This is a genomic window from Luteimonas qiangzhengi (assembly GCF_039548515.1).
Classification (GTDB): domain Bacteria; phylum Pseudomonadota; class Gammaproteobacteria; order Xanthomonadales; family Xanthomonadaceae; genus Luteimonas.
This window is the reverse complement of record NZ_JBCLVE010000009.1, coordinates 47,812-69,451: the sequence shown is the minus strand read 5'-3', so window position 1 is coordinate 69,451 and position 21,640 is coordinate 47,812. Positions and strand designations below refer to the sequence as shown.

Below are 21,640 nucleotides of genomic sequence, written 5' to 3'. Positions count from 1 at the left end.
GGGAAGCTGCGCGGACGGCATGCGGCCAGAATACTACGCTGCCACCAGTCGGGCCGCCGGCCCGGAAAAGGCCTCAGTCCAGCCGCAGTGCGATCCCCAGGCCCTGGATGTCTTCCGCCTCGCCTTCCAGGTCGGCGCGCAGCAGCGGATGCGCATCAAGCCAGTCCGGATCAACCTGCAGCCGCAGCATGGACCCGGTTGCCGCCAGCGTTGGCAGTGGCATTGGTTCGTCTTCGCCGGAGTGGTGCAGCAGCACGGCCAGGCGCAGCAGCATGCCAAGACGCAGCGCGGCGCCGAGCAGGCGGTCGGGCAAGACATCGAAGGCGCTGCGCGACACCTTGCGCCGATGGGTTCTGACCAGCGCGGCCAGGAAGCGCTGCTCCTGCTGCGAGAAACCGGGAATGTCCGAGTGCGCCAGGATGTAGGCACCGTGCACGTGGTGCTGGCTGTGGGCGATGGTCAGGCCGATCTCATGCAGGCGGGCGGCCCAGCCCAGCATCAGCCGGTCGTCGGGTCCCAGTTGCCATTGCTCTGCAACCTGGTCGAACAGCCGCAGTGCAGTGGTGTGCACGCGTGCTGCCTGGGTCTCGTCGATGCCGTAGCGCTGGGTGAGCGCGTGGATGGCCGCTTCGCGCGGATCATGTTCGCCGCCGCGGCCGAGCATGTCGTACAGCACGCCCTCGCGCATGGCGGCCTTGCTGATCGCCATGCGCTCCAGCCCGAGTACGGCGAACGCCGCCTCCAGCGCCAGCAGGCCGCCGGCGATGACCGGGCGACGCTCTTCCGACAGACCGGGCAGGTCCAGCGCGTCGATATGCCCGGCCTCGATCAGCCGATCGCGCACGATGGGCAGCGCCTGTGCGGTCACCGCGCCCTTGGTCAGGCCCATGGCCGCGCATATTCCGCCGATGGCCTTGTTGGTGCCGGATGAGCCCAGCGTTTCCTGCCAGCCGATGGCGCGGAAGGTGGAGGCGAACTGCTGGAACTCGGCCGCAACCTCGTTGAAAGCACTTTGCCACTTTTCCCGGGTGAGCTTGCCGGTCGGGAAGAACCGCTGGGTGCTTGAAATACACCCGACCTGCAGGCTCTCGCGCTCCAGCGTGTCCAGGCCCCGGCCAATGATGCATTCGGTCGAACCACCGCCGATGTCGATCACCAGCCGCCGCTCGCCCGGCCTGGGCGGCTGTACGTGGGCAACGCCTTGATAGATCAGGCGCGCTTCCTCGCGACCGGCGATCACTTCGATCGCGTGGCCCAGTGCATATTCGGCCGGCACCAGGAAGTCCCGCGGCACCGCCATGCGACGCACCGCGTTGGTGGCCAGGGCGCGCACGTGGTGTGGCGGCACGCGGCGGATCCGCTGGCCGAAGCGTTCCAGGCAGGCCAGGGCGCGGTCGCGCACGTCCACCTGCAGCCGGCCCTTGCCGTACAGGCCTTCGCCCAGGCGCACGGTTTCACGCAGGCGGTCCACCACACGCAGCTGGCCCAGAGTCACCCGCGCCACGATCATGTGGAAGCTGTTGGAGCCCATGTCGATCGCGGCCAGGGTGTCGCCATCCTGGAGTGACTTGGCGATGGTGCCGGGCAGTACCAGCGAACCGGTGGTCTTCATCCGCAGATTTTCTCCAGCAGCCAGGCCTGCGCCGAGTGCGGCGGAGCGCCTTCTTCCGCTTCCACCCTGTGATAGCTGCCATCGGCATGCAGCTCCCAGGCGTCGAGGTTGTCGGCCAGGTAGTTGTCCAGCACTTCTTCGTGGATGCGTTGCACCAGGGCTGGCGCAAGGATCGGGAAACACGCCTCCACGCGGCGCAGCAGGTTGCGCTCCAGCCAGTCGGCGCTGGCGCAGAACAGCTCCGGGTTGCCGTCATTGGCGAACCAGTACACCCGATGGTGCTCAAGGAACCGGCCGACGATCGACACCACCCGGATATTGTCGGAAATGCCTGGCACGCCAGGGCGCAGGGTGCAGGTGCCGCGCACCACCAGGGTGATCTTTACGCCCGCCTGCGAAGCGGCATACAGGGCGCGGATCACACGCGGCTCGTTGAGGGCGTTCATCTTGGCGATGATGCGGGCGGGCCTGCCGGCCCGTGCATGTTCGGTTTCACGGCCGATCCGCTCCAGCACCCCGGGATGCAGGGTGAAGGGCGATTGCAGCATGTGCCCCAGCTCGATCGCCGGAGCCAGCCCCGACAGCTGCATGAAGATCTGATGCACATCGCTGCCGATGCCCGGGTGATCGGTCATCAGGCCCAGATCGGTATAGGCGCGGGCATTGCCGGGGTGGTAATTGCCGGTGCCAAGATGCACGTAGCGGCGCAGCTTGCGACCTTCCCGGCGCACGATCAGCAGCATCTTGGCGTGGGTCTTGAAGCCCACCACGCCATAGACCACCTGCACGCCGGCCTCCTGCAGGCGTCCGGCCAGGCCCAGGTTCGCTTCCTCGTCAAAGCGCGCCAGCAGCTCCACCACAACGGTCACGTCCTTGCCGTTGCGGGCGGCCTGGACCAGGTGTTCGACAATCGGTGAATCCTTGCCGGTGCGGTACAGGGTCTGCTTGATCGCCAGCACATTCGGATCTTCGGCCGCCTGCTGGATCAGTTCCAGCACCGGATTGAAGCTGTCGAACGGGTGGTGAAGCAGTACGTCCTCATCGGTGATCAGGTCGAACATGGCGTCGCTGCCGCGCAGCTGGCGCGGCTGGAACGCCGGGTATTTCAGTTCCGGGCGCTCCACCAGGTCATACACCTGCACCGCGCGGCTCAGGTTGACCGGCCCGCTGATGCGATACACCGCATTGTCAGGCAGGTCGAAATTCTCCAGCAGGATGCGCACGATCGATCGCGGGCAGTCGGCGGCGATTTCCAGCCGCATGGGTCGCTGGTAGCCGCGACCGGCCAGCTCCTCACGCAGGGCCAGGGCGAGGTTCTCCACCTCGTCCTCGTCCATGATCAGCTCGGAGTTGCGGGTCACCCGGAACTGGTAGGCGCCCTTGACCTCCATGCCGGGAAACAGGTGGTGGACGAACTCGGACAGCACCGCGGACAGGAATACGAAGTCGTCTTCACCACCCGAGACCTTCGGCGGCAGCTTGATGATGCGCGGCAGGGATCGCGGCGCGCGCACGATGGCCAGGTTGCCGATGCGGCCGTATGCATCCTTGCCCTTCAGCACGACCACCACGTTCAGCGACTTGTTGAGGATGCGCGGAAAAGGGTGCGCGGGATCCAGCCCCAGCGGCGAAAGCACGGGCATGATTTCGCTGTGGAAGTAGGCCGCCAGCCAGCGGCGGTGACGCGCGTTCCATTCACTGCGGGCAATGACGCGCACGCCGGCGTCGGTCAGGGCAGGGCGCAGCTCGTCGTTCCAGACGGCGTATTGCGCGTCCACCAGCTCCGCGGCGCGCTCATGGAAGCGCCGCAGTGCGTTGACCGGGGCCAGCCCGTCGATCGCCGGTGGCAGGCCAAGCTCGCCGGCGTGGCGTACGGCAGCGGCCCGGATTTCAAAAAATTCGTCCAGATTGGTGCACGAGATGCACAGGAAGCGCAGCCGCTCCAGCAGCGGCACCTTTTTGTCCTGCGACTGGGCCAGGACCCGGAAGTTGAAATCCAGCTGGGCCAGTTCGCGGTTCAGGTACAGGGCCGGATCGGCCAGCGGATCCTGTTCTTCGGTTATCGGCGCGGTCATGGGTCAGAATCCTCCAGGGCCGTCCGCGGCAGGGTGCGTCCCGCGGGAAAGCGGCAGGTGAACACGCTGCCCTGGCCGACTTCGCTGGAAATTTCCAGCCGGGCCTGGTGCAGCTGCAATACGTGTTTGGCGATCGCCAGGCCCAGGCCGGTCCCGCCCAGGTCGCGTGAGCGGCTGGTGGATACCCGGTAGAAGCGCTCGGTCAGGCGTTCCAGGTGTGATGCGGGGATGCCGTAGCCGCTGTCGCGCACCGACAGCATCACTCCGCCTTCTTCGTCCAGATCGATGACGATTGAAATGCTCCCATCGGCCGGCGTATAGCGCACCGCGTTGGACACCAGATTGGAAAATGCGCTGTGAAGTTCACGCGGTGATCCGAGCAGGTCCACGCCGGCGCGGTCTTCAATGCTGATCACGTGCCGGCCTTTGCCGAGTGCCTCTGCATCGCGTCGCAGGGTGGCCAGGGTGGAATCCAGCGGCACCACCTCATCGCTGATCGAGTCCTGCGACTCGAGCCGCGACAGGGTCAGCAGGTCTTCCACCAGCTGGGTCATGCGCTGCGACTGGCGCTGCATTTCCACCAGGATGGGGGCCCACTCCGGCTGTTCCGCTGGGTCGAGCATCTCCAGGTAGCCGTGGATGACGGTCAGCGGGGTGCGCAGTTCGTGGGACACGTTGGCCACGAAGTCGCGGCGGATGTGTTCCAGATGCACCAGCTTGGTCACGTCGCGCGCCACCAGCAGCCACAGCTCGTCGGAATACGGGATCAGGCGCAGGCTCAGGCGAATGGCAGGACTGACCGGCGAGGCCGCATCGAGCAACGGCTCGGCGTTGCGACCGGCGGCCAGCCAGTGCGCGATCGGCAGCGGCCGCAGGCGCTCTCCGAGCGGCGCCTGGATGTCCTCCGGATACTGCAATCCAAGCAGGTCGCTGGCGGCTTCGTTGAACCACTGCACGCGCTGGGTGTTGCGCTCCAGCACCACCACAGCGTCGGGCAGCGCGGCCGCGGCAGCGCGGTAGGCGCGCAGCATTTCAACCAGCCGCTGGACGCGATTGCGATGTTCATCCTGGTTGCGATGCAGCAACTGCTGCAGGTCGCTCCAGGTGTCGGTGCCTTGGTCCAGGGCCACGCGCTGGCGGGAGGCCAGGCGCCGTACCAGTTTCCGCAGCCTCAGCTGCTGCCAGGCCAGCAGGCCCAGCGCGGCAATCGCCAGCGCCGGCCAGGGGTGGCCGAGTGCAAAACCCAGGGCAAGCGCCACCAGAAGCACGACCAGCGGACGGGCCAGTGACCTGCTCAGGGGAGGGGGCGCATGGGCGGACATCCGCATCAGTCTAGGCGCCCGGGCGATGAATCACACAGCGGTCGAGAAGCGGTAACCGGCACCACGCACGGTCTGCACCATGCCCGACAGGCCGCTCGGCTCGAGGGTTTTGCGCAGGCGGCGGATATGCACGTCCACCGTGCGCTCCTCGACGTACACGCTGCCGCCCCAGACATGATCGAGCAGCTGCGTGCGTGAGTAGACGCGCTCAGGGTGGGTCATGAAAAAATGCAGCAGGCGGAATTCGGTAGGACCGATGTTGAGCGGCTCCTCGTTGGCGAACACCCGGTGGGCCGCGCCATCGATACGCAGGCCACCAAGAACGACGCTGCCATCCTCGTCGTCTTCGCGCGAGCGGCGCATCACCGCACGGATCCGGGCCAGCAGCTCGCGTGCGGAGAACGGCTTGACCACGTAGTCATCCACGCCGGCTTCCAGTCCGCCCACCCGGTCGTCTTCCTCGCCGCGGGCGGTGAGCATGATGATGGGCACTTCGCGGGTCAGGTCATCGCGGCGCCAGCGACGGGCCAGTTCAAGACCGCTGGTGCCGGGCAGCATCCAGTCAAGCAGGATCAGGTCAGGGACCTTGTCGGCGATTGCGGACTGCGCCTGGAGGGCGTCACCCGCATGGACCGGTTCGTATTCGCCCTTGCGCAGGGCGAAAGCCACCATCTCGCGGATGGCGGGCTCGTCGTCGACGATCAGGATCCGTTTCTGCATCTGTGTTGTCACAACCTGCCTGCTTGACCGTAGTCTGGATTAGACGACAGATGGATTAGACGACAGATTTGTGACCGCATCATGACATCGGCGTGCAGGGGGTCAGCGGCGGCGCAGGTCGTCGTCATGGATGCCCTGGCGCTGCAGCTCAAGCACGGTCGGCGTAATGGCGGCAATGCGGGCGTCAATGCGGGCGCGTGCGTAGTAGTCCAGGTCATCGCGCCGGCGCAGGTTGTTGAGCTGCACCAGCGCCTGTTCGGCACGGCCGCTCAGGTAGGCAGCCTCGGCCCAGGCCTCGCCGGCCCGGACCGTATCGCCGGCGATTTCGCTGATGCGGGCGAAAGTACGCTGGAACACCGGATCGTCGGTGGCCGAACGCAGCAGCGGTCGCAACAGCGCCTGGGCGCGGACGCCGGCCTCCGGCGTATTGCGCTCCACCAGCATGGCCGCATAGGTCAGGGCCACGGCGCGGTCGTTGGGCATGCGCCGAACCATGTTTTCAAAGCGCTCGTCGGCTTCTTCAAGACGCCCCGACTTGGCCAGGGCTTCGGCCAGGGCCAGGGCCAGCCAGCGATCGCCCGGATGCTCCTGCAGCAGGGCAGCGAACTCGTTGGCAGCACCAGCCACTTCGCCGGCGCGCATGCGGGCCAGGGCCAGACCGTAGCGCTGGGCGTCGGTGAGCGGCTCGGCGCGGCGCATGGCCTCGTATTCGGTAATCGCCTGGCGGGTGGTGTTGGCACTGAGAACCCGCATGCGCTCGCGTGCCCAGCCGAAGATGACCGGGTCGGCGGCACCTGTGCCCAGGACAGGCAGCTGCAGGTTGCCCGGCAGCAGGGGATTGCTGGGGCGTCCCGGCGCCGGGGCGGTGACAGTGCCGGTGGGAACCCGCACGCGCTCGGTCAGCACCGCATCCGGCGTGGAGGTGGTGGCCACCACGCTGCCGCGGCCGGCGTGCTGCTCCGCGCGCTGGCGCGCTTCCGCAATCCGGGTGGTGGTGACCGGGTGGGTGCGCAGGTAGTCCGGCAGGCGTTCGCGTTCGGTGCCCTGGTTGACGCGCGACACGGCCTGCATGCGCTCGAACATGCTGGCCATGGAGTTCACGTCGTAGCCGCTGCGGGCCAGGGTGCGCATGCCGATGCGATCGGCCTCGGACTCATTGGAGCGGGTGTAGTCGATCTGGCGCTGCAGGGCCAGGCCCTGGATCGAGGCGATCGCAGCCATGCCGGCATCGCCCGAGGAGCTGCTGTCGGTGCTGGCGGCCAGCGCAATTGCGCCGAGCATGGCCAGCAGCATTGGCATGCTGTCGCGCTGCGCGCGCTCGACGCTGCGCAGGACGTGGCTCTGGGTGACGTGGACGATTTCATGCGCCATCACCGCGGCGACTTCATCTTCGGTTTCCGCAGTGAGCACCAGCCCGACGTTGACGCCGATATAACCGCCCAGGGTGGCAAAGGCGTTGATCGAGCGGTCGCGCATCATGAAGAAGGTGAACGACTGGCGCGGTTGGTCGCTGGCCGAAGCCAGCCGGTTGCCGGTGGTGCGCAGCCAGTGATCGATCAGCGGATCCTCCAGCACCATGTCGTAATGGCGCAGCTGGGCCAGCAGCATTTCGCCATATTCCTCCTGCTGGGAGGGGCTGAGCACGGTGCCGGCCGAGGAGCCGATGTCGGGCAGCCGGTTCTCCTGCGCCGCGGCATGGCTGCCGGCGAAGACCAGGGTGAGCAGGGCTGCAATCAGGAAGGCGCGCATCGGGTGTGTGGCGGGTCCGGAAGTCAGGAGACGTGGAAGGGGCTGTTACAAGAGGAATGGTGAAGAGAATGACGCCCCCGGGCGGGCAGGGAGTGAATCACCCGTTAATCCTCATCTGGAAAAAGCCCGGCAAGGGCGTGTGCGCCGGCAGTGTACGGGCCTGCACTGGAAAAACCGGCCGCTCGTACCCACACTTTGGACACCTTCCGCCGCATCAAGTTTCCGGAGCCTGCCTTGGATAACGCCCAGACCGCCGCCCAGCCCCCCATCACGCTGTATACGAGTGCCATCTGCGCCTACTGCAATGCGGCCAAGCAGTTTCTCAAGGGCCGCGGCCTGGAGTGGACCGAAGTACGCATCGACCAGGACCCGACCGAGCGCGAGCGCATGGTCGAGCGGACCGGACGCACCTCGGTGCCGCAGATCTTCTTCGGTGAGAACCATGTGGGTGGCTACGACGACATGATCGCGCTGCACCGCGCCGGCAAGCTGGACGCGCTGCTGTCCGGCGATGCGCCGCAGGAGGGCGCATGAGCGCAGAAACCGAGGGTGACCGCGTCGCCGAGTTCACCGCTTTCCGCGAGCGCATGAACAAACGCATCCTGGACGAGCCCAACCAGGTGGTACGCCGGTTCTTCGCTCTGGATACCCAGGCCTATGCCGACGGCGCGTTGGACGTGAAAACCAAGGAGCTGCTGGGGCTGGTGGCCTCGCTGGTGCTGCGCTGCGATGACTGCATCAGCTACCACGTGGCCCAGTGCCGTGGCGCCGGCGCCAGCCGCCAGGAGCTGTTCGAAACGTTTTCGATCGGGCTGGTGGTCGGGGGTTCGATCGTGATCCCGCACCTGCGCCGGGCGGTGGACTTTCTGGACCAGCTGGAGTGCGGCGAAGCTGAAGCTCCGGCGGGGCATTCGCACGACTGAATTCGGCCCGCACTGCAGGGTTCCGGGCGTTCCGGCATAATTGGCGGCTCACTTTCAATCACGCGCCGCGGGTTCGCTGCGGTGCCTTTCTGCACGGAAATCCCCCCAATGTCCCAGAAAATCACGGTGATCCGCGGCGACGGCATCGGCCCCGAAATCATGGATGCCACCCTGCACGTGCTCGACGCGATGGATCTCGGCCTGAGCTATGAAGAGGCCGACGCCGGCCTGGCCGCGCTGGAAAAGCACGGTGAACTGCTGCCCGCGGCCACGCTCGAATCGATCCAGCGCAACAAGGTTGCGCTCAAGAGCCCGCTGACCACGCCGGTCGGCGAGGGCTTCAGCTCGATCAACGTGGCCCTGCGCCGCCATTTCGACCTGTACGCCAACGTGCGCCCGGCGCGGACCTACCCGAACACGCTGGCCCGCTTCCCCGGCGACGTCGACCTGATCACGGTGCGTGAAAACACCGAAGGCCTCTACACCGGTGAAGGCCAGGAGATCACCGAGGACGGCGAGACCGCGACCTTGATCTCAAAGGTCACCCGCAAGGGCTCGGAGCGCATCGTCCGCTATGCCTTCGAGATGGCCCGCCGCACCGGCCGCAAGAAGGTCACCGTGGTCCATAAGGCCAACATCCTCAAGACCACTTCGGGCCTGTTCCTGAAGGTGGCGCGCGAGATGGCCGCGGAGTTCCCGGAGATCGAGTGCAGTGAAATGATCGTCGACAACGCCTGCATGCAGCTGGTGATGCGCCCCGAGCAGTTCGACGTCATCGTCACCACCAACCTGTTCGGCGACATCGTCTCCGACCTGTGCGCGGGCCTGATCGGCGGCCTGGGGCTGACTCCGGGCGCCAACATCGGCCACGAAGTCGCGATCTTCGAAGCCGTGCACGGCACCGCGCCCGACATCGCCGGGCAGGGCAAGGCCAACCCGGGCGCGCTGCTGCTGGGCGCGGCGCAGATGCTTGACCACATCGGCATGCCGGACCAGGCCGAACGCCTGCGCAACGCAATCGTGGCGACGCTGGAAGCCAAGGATTCGCTGACCGCGGATCTGGGCGGCACCGGCACCACCATGGGTTACGCACAGGCAATCGTCAGCCGCCTCTGATCGCCCGAGCCACCGGATGCAACACGAAAACGGGACGCACAGCGTCCCGTTTTTCGTATCCGATCATCCCGCCGCGGACAGTGACGCGCGGGACGAACCCGGACACAATCGATGCTTTCGCCCTGGGGAACCACCGTCCATGACCACCCGCGCAAGCGCGCTGGCGCTCACGCCGCTGCTGCTGTTTCTGGCCCTGTTCTTCGGTGCCGGCCTGTACTTCACCGCCCAGGGCGAACCGATGGGCTTCTACCAGCTGCGCGCGCCGGTGGCGATCCTGCCAGCGCTGGCGCTGGCAGCCTGTCTGGCGCACTTTCGCGGATTGAAGGCCGGGGAAGTGCTGCTGCAGGGCATGGGCGATTCGAACATCGTGCTGATGTGCCTGATCTATCTGCTGGCTGGCGCATTTGCTTATGTATCCAATGCGATCGGTGCGGTGGACGCGGTCGTGGCGCTCGGTCTGGGAGCATTGCCGGCTTCGCTGGTCATGCCTGGCTTGTTCCTGCTGGCCTGTTTCATCTCCCTTGCGATCGGCTCCTCGATGGGCACAGTCGCTGCGGTGGTGCCCATTGCACTGGGCGTGGCAGATGCCGCGGGGTTCGATCGGGTGCTGGTGGTGGGGGCGGTGATCGGCGGGGCGATGTTCGGCGACAACCTGTCGGTGATCTCCGATACCACCATCGCCGCCACCCGCACCCAGGGTGCGCAGATGCGCGACAAATTCCGGGAGAACTTCCGCATTGCCGCGCCCGCCGCGCTGGTCACCATGGGACTGCTGCTGTTCCTGGGAGATGCAGCCCCGGTGGAACAGGCGGCCAGCGGGGTGTCGCCGTGGCTGGCCCTGCCGTATCTGGTGGTGCTGGTGTTGGCGGTGGCCGGCCTGGACGTGCTGGTGGTGCTGGCGATCGGCCTGGCGCTGGCAGGTGTGTTCGGGCTGGTGATCGGGGACGGCTATGACGCGGTGGCCTACGTGGGCGATATCTGGATGGGCTTTGACAGCATGGTGGAGATCCTGCTGCTGTCGCTGCTGATCGGCGGATTGAGTGCGTTGATGAAAGCCAGCGGAGGACTGGCCTGGTTGACGCAGATCATCTCGCGCATTGCCCGCGGCCATCGCGGTCGGCGGACGGGGGAATTCAGCATCGCGGCACTCTCGGCCACCACCGACGCGTTCACCGCCAACAACACCGTGGCGATCCTGATCAGCGGCAGCGTGGCGAAGGATATCGCCGAGCATCACGGGATCAGTCCGCGCCGCTCGGCGAGCGTGCTGGATATCTTCGCCTGCGTGATGCAGGGGGTATTGCCGTACGGGGCACAGATCCTGCTGGCGGCGTCACTGTCGGCGGTCTCTCCGCTGGCGCTGGCAGGCAAGGTGTATTACTGCTGGATCCTCGCGGTCGTGGCGGTCGGCTTCATTCTGTGGCCATCGAAGCCGGTGCCCACTCCCTAGGAGCGCCGCCCATGCAACATGACGATGAAAAAAGGGCGCCACCTGGGCGCCCTTTCGTGAAACATGCGAAGTCCGTCAGTCACGCGAATTCAGCTTGGCCAGCAGGCGCAGGAACTCGATGTACAGCCATACCAGGGTGACCATCAGGGCGAAGGCGCCGTACCACTCCATGAACTTGGGCGCGCCGCGTTCCACCCCGGTTTCGATCAGGTCGAAGTCCAGCACCAGGTTCAGTGCCGCGATCACCACGACGAACAGGCTGAAGCCGATCCCGATCAGCCCCGACTCGTGGATCAACGGGATGCCGCTGCCGAACATGTTCAGCACGATCGAGGCCAGGTACACCAGCATGATCCCGCCGGTGGCAGCCACCACGCCCATCTTGAACTTCTCGGTAGGTTTGATCAGCCCCGAGCGGTAGGCGAACAGCATGACGAACAGGGTGCCGAAGGTGAGCATCACCGCCTGCATCACGATGCCTTCGTACATGTGGTTGAACATGGCCGAGATCGCGCCGAGGAAGAAGCCCTCGACCAGCGCGTACAGCGGCGCGGTGACCGGCGCCCATTCCTTCTTGAACACCGTCACCATGGCCAGCACGAAGCCGCCGATCAGGCCGCCCCACATGTACAGGTTGAAGCCCGGTGCGGGCTCACCGGTCGGGGTCAGCGCCTGACTCCAGGCCCAGGCCGCGGTGAGGGTTGCCAGCAGCAACAGCAGGCCGGTCTTGTTGGCAGTGCCGTTGAGGGTCATCACCTGGTCAGGGCAGGAGACGACAGTGCCGCTGCCCAGGTCCAGGAATGTGGATTCCTTGAGGGCGGGATTTCCGCTGCGCATGGATACCTCTTTGATTTGAATGGATGCTGGCGCTGAGGATACACGTGAAGACGTGGATTCCCGCTGGCAGCGCCGGGAAGAGCGGCAACGACCCGATTGACACCGGCCCACACGCCCCGGACAATACGCGGTTCCCGGGCCGACGATGCAAGTCGCCGGCAACTCAGGAACGGACCGTTCGGCATCGGCGGGGTATAGCGCAGTCTGGTAGCGCGCCTGCTTTGGGAGCAGGATGTCGGGGGTTCGAATCCCTCTACCCCGACCACCGGTCGCCACGGACGGGAGTCGATGCGACAATCCGGCGCGGGCGCCCGTAGCTCAACCGGATAGAGCACCGGCCTTCTAAGCCGGTGGTTGCAGGTTCGAGTCCTGCCGGGCGCGCCAATCCAGCGGCGCAAAGTGGTTCGTAAAGTGTTTCAATGTTCCAGATGTGGTGGCTGTAGCTCAGATGGTTAGAGCACCGGATTGTGATTCCGGGGGTCGGGGGTTCGACTCCCCTCAGCCACCCCAGTTTCAACCCTGATTTTTGATGGCATCGAAATTTTGATTGCCATCCGGGAAACGCGCCGTTACACTGCGCCACCCGATTTATCCGGGCCGTTAGCTCAGTTGGTAGAGCATCGGACTCTTAATCCGCTGGTCGATGGTTCGAATCCATCACGGCCCACCAGTTTCGAAAACGCCCGGCATTGCCGGGCGTTTTTCGTTGTGGTGCGGGTAGAATTGGCCCGCGATTGCGAAAGTGGCGGAATTGGTAGACGCCCCGGCTTTAGGTGCCGGTGCCGCAAGGCGTGGGGGTTCGAGTCCCCCCTTTCGCACCATCTTCAAGCGGAACCGGCACGCTGATACACGGGCGAACGTGCGTCCGTGGGCTGCGCGGATCACGCCGCCCTGTAGCGTCCGCCCCCCGAATCCGCCACAATATCCCGTTCCGCTGGAGCCCGGGCGTCAGCTGTGCGACCCCCGGTTCCGGTATCCCGACAATGATGAAATTCCCGGCCCACGGCCGCGGTGCAGGAGTGGTTATGCAAGTTTCGGTCGAATCCACCGGCAATCTCGAGCGCCGGATGACTTTCCAGGTTCCGGCAGAACAGTTGGAAAGCGACGTTGGCGGCCGCCTGCGCGAAATGGCCGGCACCGCCCGCATCAAGGGCTTCCGCCCGGGCAAGGTGCCCACCAGCGTGATCAAGCAGCGCTTTGGCGCGCAGGTCCGTGCCGAGGTGCTGGACCGCCTGCTGCGCGAGCAGTTTGATGGCGCCATCAGTGCCAACGAGCTGCGCGTGGCAGGCAGCCCGCGGATCGAGCCGGCTTCGGAAGGCGACGATGAGCTGTCCTATGTGGCCACCTTCGAAGTCGTGCCGGACTTCGGCGAGATCGACGTTTCCAAGCTGACGGTGGTGCGTCACACCGGTGAAGTCGCCGATGAGGACATCGACCGCATGATCGACAACCTGCGCCAGCAGCGCAGGAGCTGGAGCGCGGTGACCCGTCCGGCTGCGCAGGGCGACGCAGTGGATATCGAGACCTGGTCGCAGGCCGGCGACGAACGCCTGCCGCCGGAAGGCTCGGAAAAGGGCACCCTGGTGATCGGTTCGGGCGCGATGCTGCCGGCGCTGGAAGACGCGCTTGTGGGCATGTCCGCCGGTGAGGAAAAGACCGTCGAGGTCGAGTTCCCGGCCGACTGGCGCGTGTCGCAGCTTGCCGGCAAGAAGGCCCAGGCCCACCTGAAGGTGGAGCGGGTGTCCGAAGAGATGCTGCCCGAGGTTGATGCCGACTTCATCAAGAGCTTTGGCGTGAAGAAGGGCGAGCTGGAGCAGTTCCGCACCGAAATCCGTACCAACCTGCAGCGCGAGCTCAAGGGCGCGCTGATGAACCGCCTGCGTCGCGAAGTCGGCGAGCAGCTGGTCTCCACCTGGGAGCACGTCGAGCTGCCGCCGCGCCTGGTGGAAAACGAGGCGCGCGCGCTGGCCCAGGACTCCGTGGAGCAGGCGCGTCGTCAGGGCCGCCAGGTGCCGGACCTGCCGGACAAGCAGTTCATGGAAGTGGCGCGCCGGCGCGTGCTGATGGGTCTGCTGGTGGGTGAAGTCGCGCGGACCAACAAGCTCATGCTTGATCCCAAGCGCCTGAATGAAACCCTGCGCCTGATCGCTTCCACCTATGAGGAACCGGAGCAGGTCATTGAGTTGTACCGCAACGATCCCCAACTCATGTCAGGATTGCAGAACAGGGTGATGGAAGAGCAGGTGATCGACTGGATCGCCGAGCGCGCCCAGCACACCGACGAGAAATTGACCTTCCAGGAAGCGATCGCGCCGCAGGCGTGATCGTTCCGTTCACGGCGATAGCCCGCCTTTCCAAGTTGGATACCCAGACAGCATGATCAACCAGACCAAGGCCCTCAACCTCGTCCCGATGGTGGTCGAACAGACCAGTCGCGGGGAGCGCGCGTACGACATCTATTCGCGTTTGCTCAAGGAGCGGGTGATCTTCCTGGTTGGCCCGGTCGACGATCACGTGGCCAACGTGATCGTCGCCCAGCTGCTGTTCCTGGAGGCTGAAAATCCCGAGAAGGACATCAGCCTGTACATCAACTCGCCGGGCGGCATCGTCACTGCGGGCCTGGCGATCTACGACACCATGCAGTTCATCAAGCCTGACGTGAGCACCATCTGCGTTGGCCAGGCGGCCAGCATGGGCGCACTGCTGCTCGCGGCCGGTGCCAAGGGCAAGCGCTATGCGCTGCCGAACTCCAGGATCATGATCCACCAGCCGCTGGGCGGCTTCCAGGGTCAGGCCACCGACATCGAGATCCACGCCCGCGAGATCCTCTCGCTCAAGCAGCGCCTGAACGAGATCCTCTCCCGCCACACCGGTCAGAGCATGGACACCATCGCGAGCGATACCGAGCGCGACAACTTCAAGAGTGCCGAGGCCGCGCGCGATTATGGCCTGATCGACGAGGTGCTCGAGCGGCGTCCCGACGAGAGCATCCAGCCTGTCTGACGATGTCTCCAGTTGCCTGCCCAAAGACGGGCAGGACGCGCGCAAAGTGCCGTTAAACAACGGGTTTCTGTGTTCCGGCGCGGTGCTGGCGCGGCGCAGTCGCTATGCTATTCTCAAATCGATCCAGCGCCACAGGGCGCCGTACCAGCGGGTAAGCAACGCATGAGCAATGACTCCCAGGGCCGTTCCGGCGACAGCAGCAAGATCCTCTACTGTTCTTTCTGTGGAAAGAGCCAGCATGAGGTGCGCAAGCTGATTGCGGGCCCCAGCGTGTTCATCTGTGATGAGTGCGTTGAACTGTGCAACGACATCATCCGTGAGGAGCTCGAGGAAAAAGCCCAGTCGGCGCGCAGCTCGCTGCCCAAGCCGAAGGAAATCCTCGAGGTGCTGGACGAATACGTGATCGGCCAGCAGCGCGCCAAGCGCACCCTGGCGGTGGCGGTCTACAACCACTACAAGCGCATCGAAAGCAGGCAGAAGAGTGACGAGGTCGAACTGGCCAAGTCCAACATCCTGCTGGTGGGTCCCACCGGTTCGGGCAAGACCCTGCTGGCCGAGACCCTGGCGCGCATGCTCAACGTGCCGTTCACCATGGCCGACGCGACCACGCTGACCGAGGCCGGTTACGTGGGTGAAGACGTTGAGAACATCATCCAGAAGCTCCTGCAGAAGTGCGACTACGACGTCGAGAAGGCGCAGCAGGGCATCGTCTACATCGACGAGATCGACAAGATCTCCCGCAAGAGCGAGAACCCGTCGATCACCCGCGACGTGTCCGGCGAAGGCGTGCAGCAGGCGCTGCTCAAGTTGATCGAAGGCACCATGGCCAGCGTGCCGCCGCAGGGCGGACGCAAGCATCCGCAGCAGGAGTTCCTGCAGGTCGATACCAGCAATATCCTGTTCATCGTCGGTGGCGCATTTGCCGGCCTGGACAAGATCATCCAGCAGCGCACCAGTGACGGTGGCGGCATCGGCTTTTCGGCCAAGGTCAAGAGCAGCGAACGCAAGGTCGATTCCGGCAAGGTGCTGGCTGACGTCGAGCCTGAAGACCTGATCAAGTTCGGCCTGATCCCCGAGTTCGTCGGCCGTCTGCCGGTGGTCGCCACGCTCGAGGAGCTGGACGAGGGTGCGCTGATCAAGATCCTCACCGAGCCGAAGAACGCGATCACCAAACAGTTCAAGAAGCTGTTCGAGATGGAAGGCGCAGAGCTGGAGTTCCGCGACGACGCCCTGGCCGCCATTGCGCGCAAGGCGATCAAGCGCAAGACCGGCGCACGCGGGCTGCGCACCATCGTCGAGTCGGTGCTGCTCGACACCATGTACGAGCTGCCGTCGCTTGAGAACGTCAGCAAGGTGGTGGTGGACGAGGCGGTCATCGACCACAAGACCGAGCCGTACCTCATCTACCAGAACCCGCCGTCACAGAAGGTGGCTTCGGCCGAGTAGCAGGAAGGATTCCAGCGGCGGGCACTGGGCCCGCCGATCGTGCAAGGAGCGCATGATGGCAAGGAACTGGATCGTGGTCGGAGACCCGACCAGCAGCGGCGGCAGCGTCATCACCGGCTCGTCGTTCACCGATATCGATGGCATTCCCGTGGCCCGGGTCAACGACCAGGCCACCTGCCCGCGCCACAAGGGCGCCTACCCCATAGTTGACGGCGACTCCACCCTGGTGGTGGACGGCCAGCCCGTGGCCCTGCATGGCAGCTCGCTGGCGTGCGGCTGCAAGGTGCTGTCGGCGCAGCAGGTGCGGGTGTTTGTGGATGTGGGGGGTGGGGGAGCGGGCGGAGCGGGTGGGCTGGCATCTTTAGCTGCGGCTGCAGGCGTTGCAGCAGCAGTTGCGAAGCTGCGCAACGCCACAGAGGGGGCTGCAACGACAGGACCGGCGGGTGAGTTCGATCAGGGCCTGTGCCTCGTTGACGGGTCAGGGCGAGTGCTGTGTGATGCCGCCTATGTCCTTCAACTGGAGGATGGGTCCTGCCTCGAAGGGCGGACGGATGATGCCGGGAACACGGCACGCGTGGTCACGCAAACGCCGCAGCGGATCGTCAAGGTCGTTTTGAATCCGGAAGATGTGGTGTGCTGTCCCGCGCATGCCCATCACTGCCCGGAGTCCTTGGACCCGCTCGAGATCGCATTGGAAGGGGTGACGACCAGTGCGGAAGGGTTTGGAGTTTCGGTTCACCAGGTAGCGACTCCCGAAGGTGATGCACGAGGGCTGACCCAGGGGGAGATAGCGATGTCGCGTCTGGTATTTGGCGACGCCATCGACTATTCAAAGGTCCGGATCCACAACCGGGAGTACCTGTGGTTCGGATTGCAGCCGGATAACGCGGCGATGGCTCCGAACGGCCACATCTACTTCAATCCGAAGCACTTCCAAGAAGATTTTTCCGATCCCGCCTCTCCTGACTACCAGTGGTGGTTCATGCATGAAATGACCCACGTCTGGCAGCATCAGCTGGGCTATCCAGTCAAATGGCGAGGAGCGCTTCGGGTGGGTCTCGGGTACGAATACGTTCTTGCTGCTGACAAAAGGCTTTCTGATTACAACATGGAAGCTCAGGGGAACATTCTGGCGGACTACTTCGCCCTGTCATTTCTCCGGGACGTTTTCGTAATGAGGCAGGCAAACTACAGGAGTGATCCAGATGCGGCTGTGCTTTTCAGCGCTGTGCTTAGTGATTTCATCCGGGACCCATCGAACCGCAAGAGCCTTCCTTGATATGGTCAGGCTGCGCGCGATCGTTTTTTGTCTCTCCGGTCTGGCACTGGGCTGTAGCGTCTTTTCATTGGAGGGAAGCGCCAGCACCTCGATGTATCAGGCAAGAGTCAAGCAAGCAGGTGACGTGCCTTGCTTTGCGTTGCAGAACGATCCACATACAGCGCGACATGCTTCGCGACTTGTGATGGTTCACGTCGCGATTCCACAAAGCGCAGCCATGGCCCGGGACGGGTCGATAGCTTGGTCTATCGGGTTCCCACAAGGTGTCGATCGGACGTTGCAGGGTGAAGAGTGCATAAAGTACGGCGATAGCCCCCCGGGTACGGAATCAATGGTGGCAGCTGAAGAGTTGCAGCTGGGCGTTGGCTATCTAGTCACACTTAACACGGATCTCGTAAACACAGGACGCTTGGAGAATCGTAGATATGCGGGCCATTTTTGCCTGAGCAGTCAGACCGATGGGAGTATCAAAGTGCATGACCTTGGGGCGACGCCTCGCTCAGATGTGCTTGCTGACGATGCTTGTCGAGGCCTCTATCGTGTGAAGTGAGTTGCATCTTTGTCGGCAAACACATTGCTGTGAGGGCATTCCTGTTTCAAGTCGAACTTTCAGGAAAAAGGGCGGGTCGCATCAGCCGCGAAGCACCGTTTTTGCCGCCCATTCACCACGTATGCGAATTTCCATACTGACCGTCGTCGTCTTTTTCTTCGGGTGTGTGCACTCAATGGATGGCCGCGCCATGTCGTCGATGTACCGGGCCAAGATTAAGCAATCCGGCAGCTTGCCTTGTTTCGCACTGGATGACAGTCGGGTGGTACGCCGGAATCCCTCCCAGATAGTAATGGTTCACGTCGCGGCAGCTCAGGGCGCCCCGCTGGCCAATGATGGAAGGGTGGCGTGGTCCATGGGCCTGCCGTCCCATGCGATGCTGATCCAGGGCGGCAACTGTGTTCCCTATGGCTTGGAACCGGATGATGCCGATGTGATGGTGTCTCCGACCCGCTTGCGCACGGGGGTGGCGTATAGCGTCAGCCTCAACACCGATGTCCTGCTGCGTAGGGGAGTTCGCAACCGCAAGTATTCCGGGGATTTCTGTCTGAGCACGCGGGCAGACGGCTCCATCCTTGTCCACGATTTGTGGACAAGCAGTGCCAATATCCCTGACGGAGACCCGTGCCGTGAGCTCTACCGGCTCCGGCGGTAATTTGCGGGAGGAGCAACATCACGTGCCGCGTGGTCGTTGGAAGTCTGCTCCAGCGGTGAGGATGTTCTTGACTGCTTGACAGTGGATGAAGGCGAATGGGGGTATCGACGCGGCTGGTGTTTCTTCCGGGGTAGTGAATGCGCAAAGCTTGCCAAAGCTGTGGTTGATCACTCTGGATGTGGGGAATGCACCCCATCGTCTTGCGTCCAGAGAATGTCTGGTCTACGGACAGGTGATGCCGCCGAAGCAATTTAACTGCTTGATCCAACAGGTTCTTCTGCGAAACGGCACTGCATTTGGTCCCGGTCGGGTTGCATCCCTCTCCGGTCAGCCCCATAACGAGGGCATGCCGGACGAAGCCGGCCCTGCACATGAAATCCGGAGCCCTGATGAGCACTCCCTCTACCGAAATCCTTGAACTGCCGGTGCTGCCGCTGCGCGACGTCGTGGTGTTCCCGCACATGGTGATCCCGCTGTTCGTCGGCCGGGACAAGTCCATCCGCGCGCTGGACATGGCGATGGAAGGCGACAAGCGCATCCTGCTGGTGGCGCAGAAGTCGGCCGATGTTGACGACCCCGCCGCCGACGATGTGTACGCCACCGGTACCCTGGCGCAGGTGCTGCAGTTGCTGAAGCTGCCCGACGGCACCATCAAGGTGCTGGTGGAAGGCGTGTCGCGCGCTGCGATCAGCGAGGTGACCGAGCGCGATGGCAGCCTGGTGGGACAGGGCGTCGAAATCGAGACCAGCGACGGGCGCGAGGCCCGCGAGATCGAGGCGGTTGCCCGCTCGCTGATGAACCTGTTCGAGCAGTACGTGAAGACCAGCCGCAAGCTGCCGCCGGAGCTGCTGCAGACGGTGTCGGGTATCGACGAGCCGGGACGCCTGGCAGACACGATTGCCGCGCACCTGGGCGTGCGCCTGGCCGACAAACAGAAGCTGCTGGAAACCGCCGAAATTGGTGATCGCCTGGAGGCTCTGGTGGGTCTGGTGGACGGCGAAATTGACGTGCAGCAGATGGAAAAACGCATCCGCGGCCGCGTGAAGGGGCAGATGGAGAAGTCCCAGCGCGAGTACTACCTCAACGAGCAGATGAAGGCGATCCAGAAGGAGCTGGGCGAGATCGATGACGCGCCCAACGACATGGAGGAGATCGCCCGCAAGATCGCCGAGGCCGGCATGCCCAAGGGGGTGGAGGCCAAGGCGAAGAGCGAGTTCAACAAGCTCAAGCAGATGTCGCCCATGTCGGCCGAGGCCGCGGTGGTGCGCAACTACCTGGAGTGGCTGCTGGGCGTGCCGTGGAAGAAGCGCAGCCGGGTGCGCAAGGACCTCAACGTCGCCCAGGACGTGCTGGATGCCGACCACTACGGCCTTGAGAAGGTGAAGGAGCGGATCCTCGAATACCTGGCCGTGCAGACCCGGGTGAAGAACATGAAGGGCGCGATTCTGTGCCTGGTCGGCCCGCCGGGTGTGGGTAAAACCTCGCTGGGGCAGTCGATCGCCAAGGCCACCAACCGCAAGTTCGTGCGCATGTCGCTGGGCGGGGTGCGTGATGAGGCCGAGATCCGTGGACACCGCCGCACCTACGTGGGCTCCATGCCGGGTCGGATCGTGCAGAACCTGACCAAGGCCGGCACCAAGAACCCGCTGTTCGTGCTCGATGAGATCGACAAGATGTCGATGGACTTCCGCGGCGATCCGTCCTCGGCACTGCTTGAGGTGCTGGATCCGGAACAGAACGACGCGTTCAACGATCACTACCTTGAGGTGGACATGGACCTGTCGGAGGTGATGTTCATCGCCACCGCCAACTCGCTCAACATTCCCGGCCCGCTGCTGGATCGGATGGAAGTGATCCGCATCCCCGGCTACACCGAGGAAGAGAAACTCAACATTGCGATGCGCTATCTGCTGCGCAAGCAGTTCAAGGCCAACGGCCTGAAGGAAGAAGAGCTGAAGATCGCCGAGGGCGCGATCCGCGACATCGTGCGCTACTACACGCGCGAGTCCGGCGTGCGCAACCTGGAACGCGAAATCGCCAAGATCTGCCGCAAGGTGGTCAAGGAAATCGCGCTGGCCGGTCCGAAGAAGAAGACCAAGGCGATCAGCGTCACTTCAAAGAACCTGGAAAAGTACCTGGGCGTGCGCCGCTTCGACTTCGGCCGGGCAGAGCAGGGCAACGAGATCGGCATGGTGACCGGACTGGCCTGGACCGAGGTAGGCGGCGATCTGCTGCAGATCGAAGCCACCCACATGCAGGGCAAGGGCAATCTGATCCTGACCGGCCAGCTGGGCGACGTGATGAAGGAATCCGCTTCGGCTGCACACTCCATCGTGCGCGCGCGTGCGGACCAGATCGACGTTGATATTGAATGGCTGCAGAAGCGCGATATCCACGTGCACGTGCCGGACGGCGCGACCCCGAAGGATGGGCCGAGCGCAGGCATTGCCATCACCACGGCGCTGGTCTCCATGCTGGCCAAGATCCCGGTGCGCTCGGATGTGGCCATGACCGGTGAAATTACCCTGCGCGGCAAGGTGACCGAGATCGGCGGGCTCAAGGAAAAGCTGCTGGCGGCACTGCGCGGCGGTATCCGCACGGTCATCATTCCCGAGGACAACCGCAAGGACCTGGCCGATCTTCCCAAAAACGTGACCGATGACCTGGAGATCATTCCGGTGAAGTGGATCGAGGAAGTGCTCGACATTGCGCTGGAGCGGCCGCTGCCGCAGCGGGCGGCCAAAGCGGCCGAAGGCGTGATCTCCAAGCCGGCTAAGTCACGTGAAAGGACACCCGTCAGCAAGCATTGACGCCTGCGCGCTGCTGTGGCAGGGAGGCCGAAAGTGGCGCGGTTGTGGGACTTTTCGGTTGCGCGTCGATGGGGCGCACTGGTATAAAGTGAC

16 protein-coding genes and 5 tRNA genes are annotated in these 21,640 nt (G+C 64.3%); 15 read left to right on the top strand and 6 right to left on the bottom strand.

The features are described 5' to 3' along the window. Positions 1 to 73 precede the first annotated feature (73 nt). The 5 genes from WCE59_RS07815 to WCE59_RS07795 all read right to left on the bottom strand — a co-directional run bounded on the left by WCE59_RS07815 (position 74) and on the right by WCE59_RS07795 (position 7,478). Complete coding sequence (locus tag WCE59_RS07815) at positions 74 to 1,588, bottom strand: Ppx/GppA phosphatase family protein (RefSeq protein ID WP_449284134.1); 1,515 nt, start codon at positions 1,586 to 1,588, stop codon at positions 74 to 76. Positions 1,589 to 1,608: 20 nt separating this feature from the next. Continuing rightward, the gene (gene ppk1, locus WCE59_RS07810) at positions 1,609 to 3,687 is read right to left on the bottom strand and encodes a polyphosphate kinase 1 (RefSeq protein WP_343258183.1); all 2,079 of its coding nucleotides are present in this window, start codon (positions 3,685 to 3,687) and stop codon (positions 1,609 to 1,611) included. Then, positions 3,684 to 5,009 carry a phosphate regulon sensor histidine kinase PhoR gene (gene phoR / locus WCE59_RS07805; protein WP_343258182.1) on the bottom strand — a complete coding sequence of 442 codons (1,326 nt, stop codon included), beginning with the start codon at positions 5,007 to 5,009 and terminating at the stop codon, positions 3,684 to 3,686. The genes ppk1 and phoR overlap by 4 nt, the downstream gene beginning before the upstream one ends. Before the next feature lie 30 nt (positions 5,010 to 5,039). Then, positions 5,040 to 5,729 carry a phosphate regulon transcriptional regulator PhoB gene (gene phoB, locus WCE59_RS07800; protein WP_343258181.1) on the bottom strand — a complete coding sequence of 230 codons (690 nt, stop codon included), beginning with the start codon at positions 5,727 to 5,729 and terminating at the stop codon, positions 5,040 to 5,042. Between the two features lie 102 nt (positions 5,730 to 5,831). Next, on the bottom strand, positions 5,832 to 7,478 hold the full coding sequence (locus tag WCE59_RS07795) for a M48 family metalloprotease (RefSeq protein WP_343258180.1): 1,647 nt from the start codon (positions 7,476 to 7,478) through the stop codon (positions 5,832 to 5,834). A 234-nt stretch (positions 7,479 to 7,712) separates the two neighbouring features. Between WCE59_RS07795 and grxC the strand changes: the two genes are divergently transcribed. The 4 genes from grxC to WCE59_RS07775 all read left to right on the top strand — a co-directional run bounded on the left by grxC (position 7,713) and on the right by WCE59_RS07775 (position 10,967). Next, complete coding sequence (gene grxC, locus WCE59_RS07790) at positions 7,713 to 8,012, top strand: glutaredoxin 3 (RefSeq protein WP_343258179.1); 300 nt, start codon at positions 7,713 to 7,715, stop codon at positions 8,010 to 8,012. Further along, positions 8,009 to 8,401 (top strand): carboxymuconolactone decarboxylase family protein, encoded by a 393-nt coding sequence (locus WCE59_RS07785; RefSeq protein WP_343258178.1) that lies wholly within the window; start codon positions 8,009 to 8,011, stop codon positions 8,399 to 8,401. Before grxC ends, WCE59_RS07785 begins: the two co-directional genes overlap by 4 nt. 108 nt (positions 8,402 to 8,509) lie before the next feature. Continuing rightward, positions 8,510 to 9,517: an isocitrate dehydrogenase gene (locus tag WCE59_RS07780; protein ID WP_343258177.1), complete on the top strand. Its 1,008-nt coding sequence runs from the start codon at positions 8,510 to 8,512 to the stop codon at positions 9,515 to 9,517. A 139-nt stretch (positions 9,518 to 9,656) separates the two neighbouring features. After that, complete coding sequence (locus tag WCE59_RS07775; RefSeq protein ID WP_343258176.1) at positions 9,657 to 10,967, top strand: Na+/H+ antiporter NhaC family protein; 1,311 nt, start codon at positions 9,657 to 9,659, stop codon at positions 10,965 to 10,967. Between the two features lie 75 nt (positions 10,968 to 11,042). On the opposite strand, the gene WCE59_RS07770 is transcribed toward WCE59_RS07775, so the two are convergent. Then, complete coding sequence (locus tag WCE59_RS07770) at positions 11,043 to 11,804, bottom strand: Bax inhibitor-1/YccA family protein (protein ID WP_343258174.1); 762 nt, start codon at positions 11,802 to 11,804, stop codon at positions 11,043 to 11,045. Positions 11,805 to 11,992: 188 nt separating this feature from the next. Between WCE59_RS07770 and WCE59_RS07765 the strand changes: the two genes are divergently transcribed. The 11 genes from WCE59_RS07765 to lon all read left to right on the top strand — a co-directional run bounded on the left by WCE59_RS07765 (position 11,993) and on the right by lon (position 21,547). After that, a tRNA-Pro gene (locus tag WCE59_RS07765) sits at positions 11,993 to 12,069 on the top strand. 42 nt (positions 12,070 to 12,111) lie between these two features. Beyond that, positions 12,112 to 12,188, top strand: a tRNA-Arg gene (locus tag WCE59_RS07760). 49 nt (positions 12,189 to 12,237) lie between these two features. Beyond that, positions 12,238 to 12,314, top strand: a tRNA-His gene (locus WCE59_RS07755). Positions 12,315 to 12,398: 84 nt separating this feature from the next. Further along, positions 12,399 to 12,474, top strand: a tRNA-Lys gene (locus WCE59_RS07750). Between the two features lie 66 nt (positions 12,475 to 12,540). Next, positions 12,541 to 12,625: transfer RNA gene (locus tag WCE59_RS07745), tRNA-Leu, on the top strand. A gap of 204 nt (positions 12,626 to 12,829) precedes the next feature. Next, complete coding sequence (gene tig / locus WCE59_RS07740; RefSeq protein WP_343258172.1) at positions 12,830 to 14,128, top strand: trigger factor; 1,299 nt, start codon at positions 12,830 to 12,832, stop codon at positions 14,126 to 14,128. A gap of 52 nt (positions 14,129 to 14,180) precedes the next feature. Then, on the top strand, positions 14,181 to 14,807 hold the full coding sequence (gene clpP, locus WCE59_RS07735; protein WP_343258171.1) for an ATP-dependent Clp endopeptidase proteolytic subunit ClpP: 627 nt from the start codon (positions 14,181 to 14,183) through the stop codon (positions 14,805 to 14,807). A gap of 162 nt (positions 14,808 to 14,969) precedes the next feature. Then, a complete protein-coding gene (gene clpX, locus WCE59_RS07730; RefSeq protein ID WP_343258170.1) occupies positions 14,970 to 16,253 on the top strand; it encodes an ATP-dependent Clp protease ATP-binding subunit ClpX in 1,284 nt (427 codons plus the stop codon). Positions 16,254 to 16,305: 52 nt separating this feature from the next. Continuing rightward, positions 16,306 to 17,532: a PAAR domain-containing protein gene (locus WCE59_RS07725; protein WP_343258169.1), complete on the top strand. Its 1,227-nt coding sequence runs from the start codon at positions 16,306 to 16,308 to the stop codon at positions 17,530 to 17,532. Between the two features lie 671 nt (positions 17,533 to 18,203). Continuing rightward, positions 18,204 to 18,737 (top strand): hypothetical protein, encoded by a 534-nt coding sequence (locus WCE59_RS07720; protein WP_343258168.1) that lies wholly within the window; start codon positions 18,204 to 18,206, stop codon positions 18,735 to 18,737. 389 nt (positions 18,738 to 19,126) lie between these two features. Then, a complete protein-coding gene (lon, locus tag WCE59_RS07715; RefSeq protein WP_343258167.1) occupies positions 19,127 to 21,547 on the top strand; it encodes an endopeptidase La in 2,421 nt (806 codons plus the stop codon). Positions 21,548 to 21,640 lie beyond the last annotated feature (93 nt).

Coding starts and splice junctions, on each gene's coding strand:
- ppk1 (WP_343258183.1), bottom strand. CDS start 3,687: ATGACCGCGCCGATAACCGAAGAACAGGATCCGCTGGCCGATCCGGCC.
- phoR (WP_343258182.1), bottom strand. CDS start 5,009: ATGTCCGCCCATGCGCCCCCTCCCCTGAGCAGGTCACTGGCCCGTCCG.
- phoB (WP_343258181.1), bottom strand. CDS start 5,729: ATGCAGAAACGGATCCTGATCGTCGACGACGAGCCCGCCATCCGCGAG.
- WCE59_RS07795 (WP_343258180.1), bottom strand. CDS start 7,478: ATGCGCGCCTTCCTGATTGCAGCCCTGCTCACCCTGGTCTTCGCCGGC.
- WCE59_RS07785 (WP_343258178.1), top strand. CDS start 8,009: ATGAGCGCAGAAACCGAGGGTGACCGCGTCGCCGAGTTCACCGCTTTC.
- WCE59_RS07780 (WP_343258177.1), top strand. CDS start 8,510: ATGTCCCAGAAAATCACGGTGATCCGCGGCGACGGCATCGGCCCCGAA.
- WCE59_RS07775 (WP_343258176.1), top strand. CDS start 9,657: ATGACCACCCGCGCAAGCGCGCTGGCGCTCACGCCGCTGCTGCTGTTT.
- WCE59_RS07770 (WP_343258174.1), bottom strand. CDS start 11,804: ATGCGCAGCGGAAATCCCGCCCTCAAGGAATCCACATTCCTGGACCTG.
- tig (WP_343258172.1), top strand. CDS start 12,830: ATGCAAGTTTCGGTCGAATCCACCGGCAATCTCGAGCGCCGGATGACT.
- clpP (WP_343258171.1), top strand. CDS start 14,181: ATGATCAACCAGACCAAGGCCCTCAACCTCGTCCCGATGGTGGTCGAA.
- clpX (WP_343258170.1), top strand. CDS start 14,970: ATGAGCAATGACTCCCAGGGCCGTTCCGGCGACAGCAGCAAGATCCTC.
- WCE59_RS07725 (WP_343258169.1), top strand. CDS start 16,306: ATGATGGCAAGGAACTGGATCGTGGTCGGAGACCCGACCAGCAGCGGC.
- WCE59_RS07720 (WP_343258168.1), top strand. CDS start 18,204: ATGCGAATTTCCATACTGACCGTCGTCGTCTTTTTCTTCGGGTGTGTG.
- lon (WP_343258167.1), top strand. CDS start 19,127: ATGAGCACTCCCTCTACCGAAATCCTTGAACTGCCGGTGCTGCCGCTG.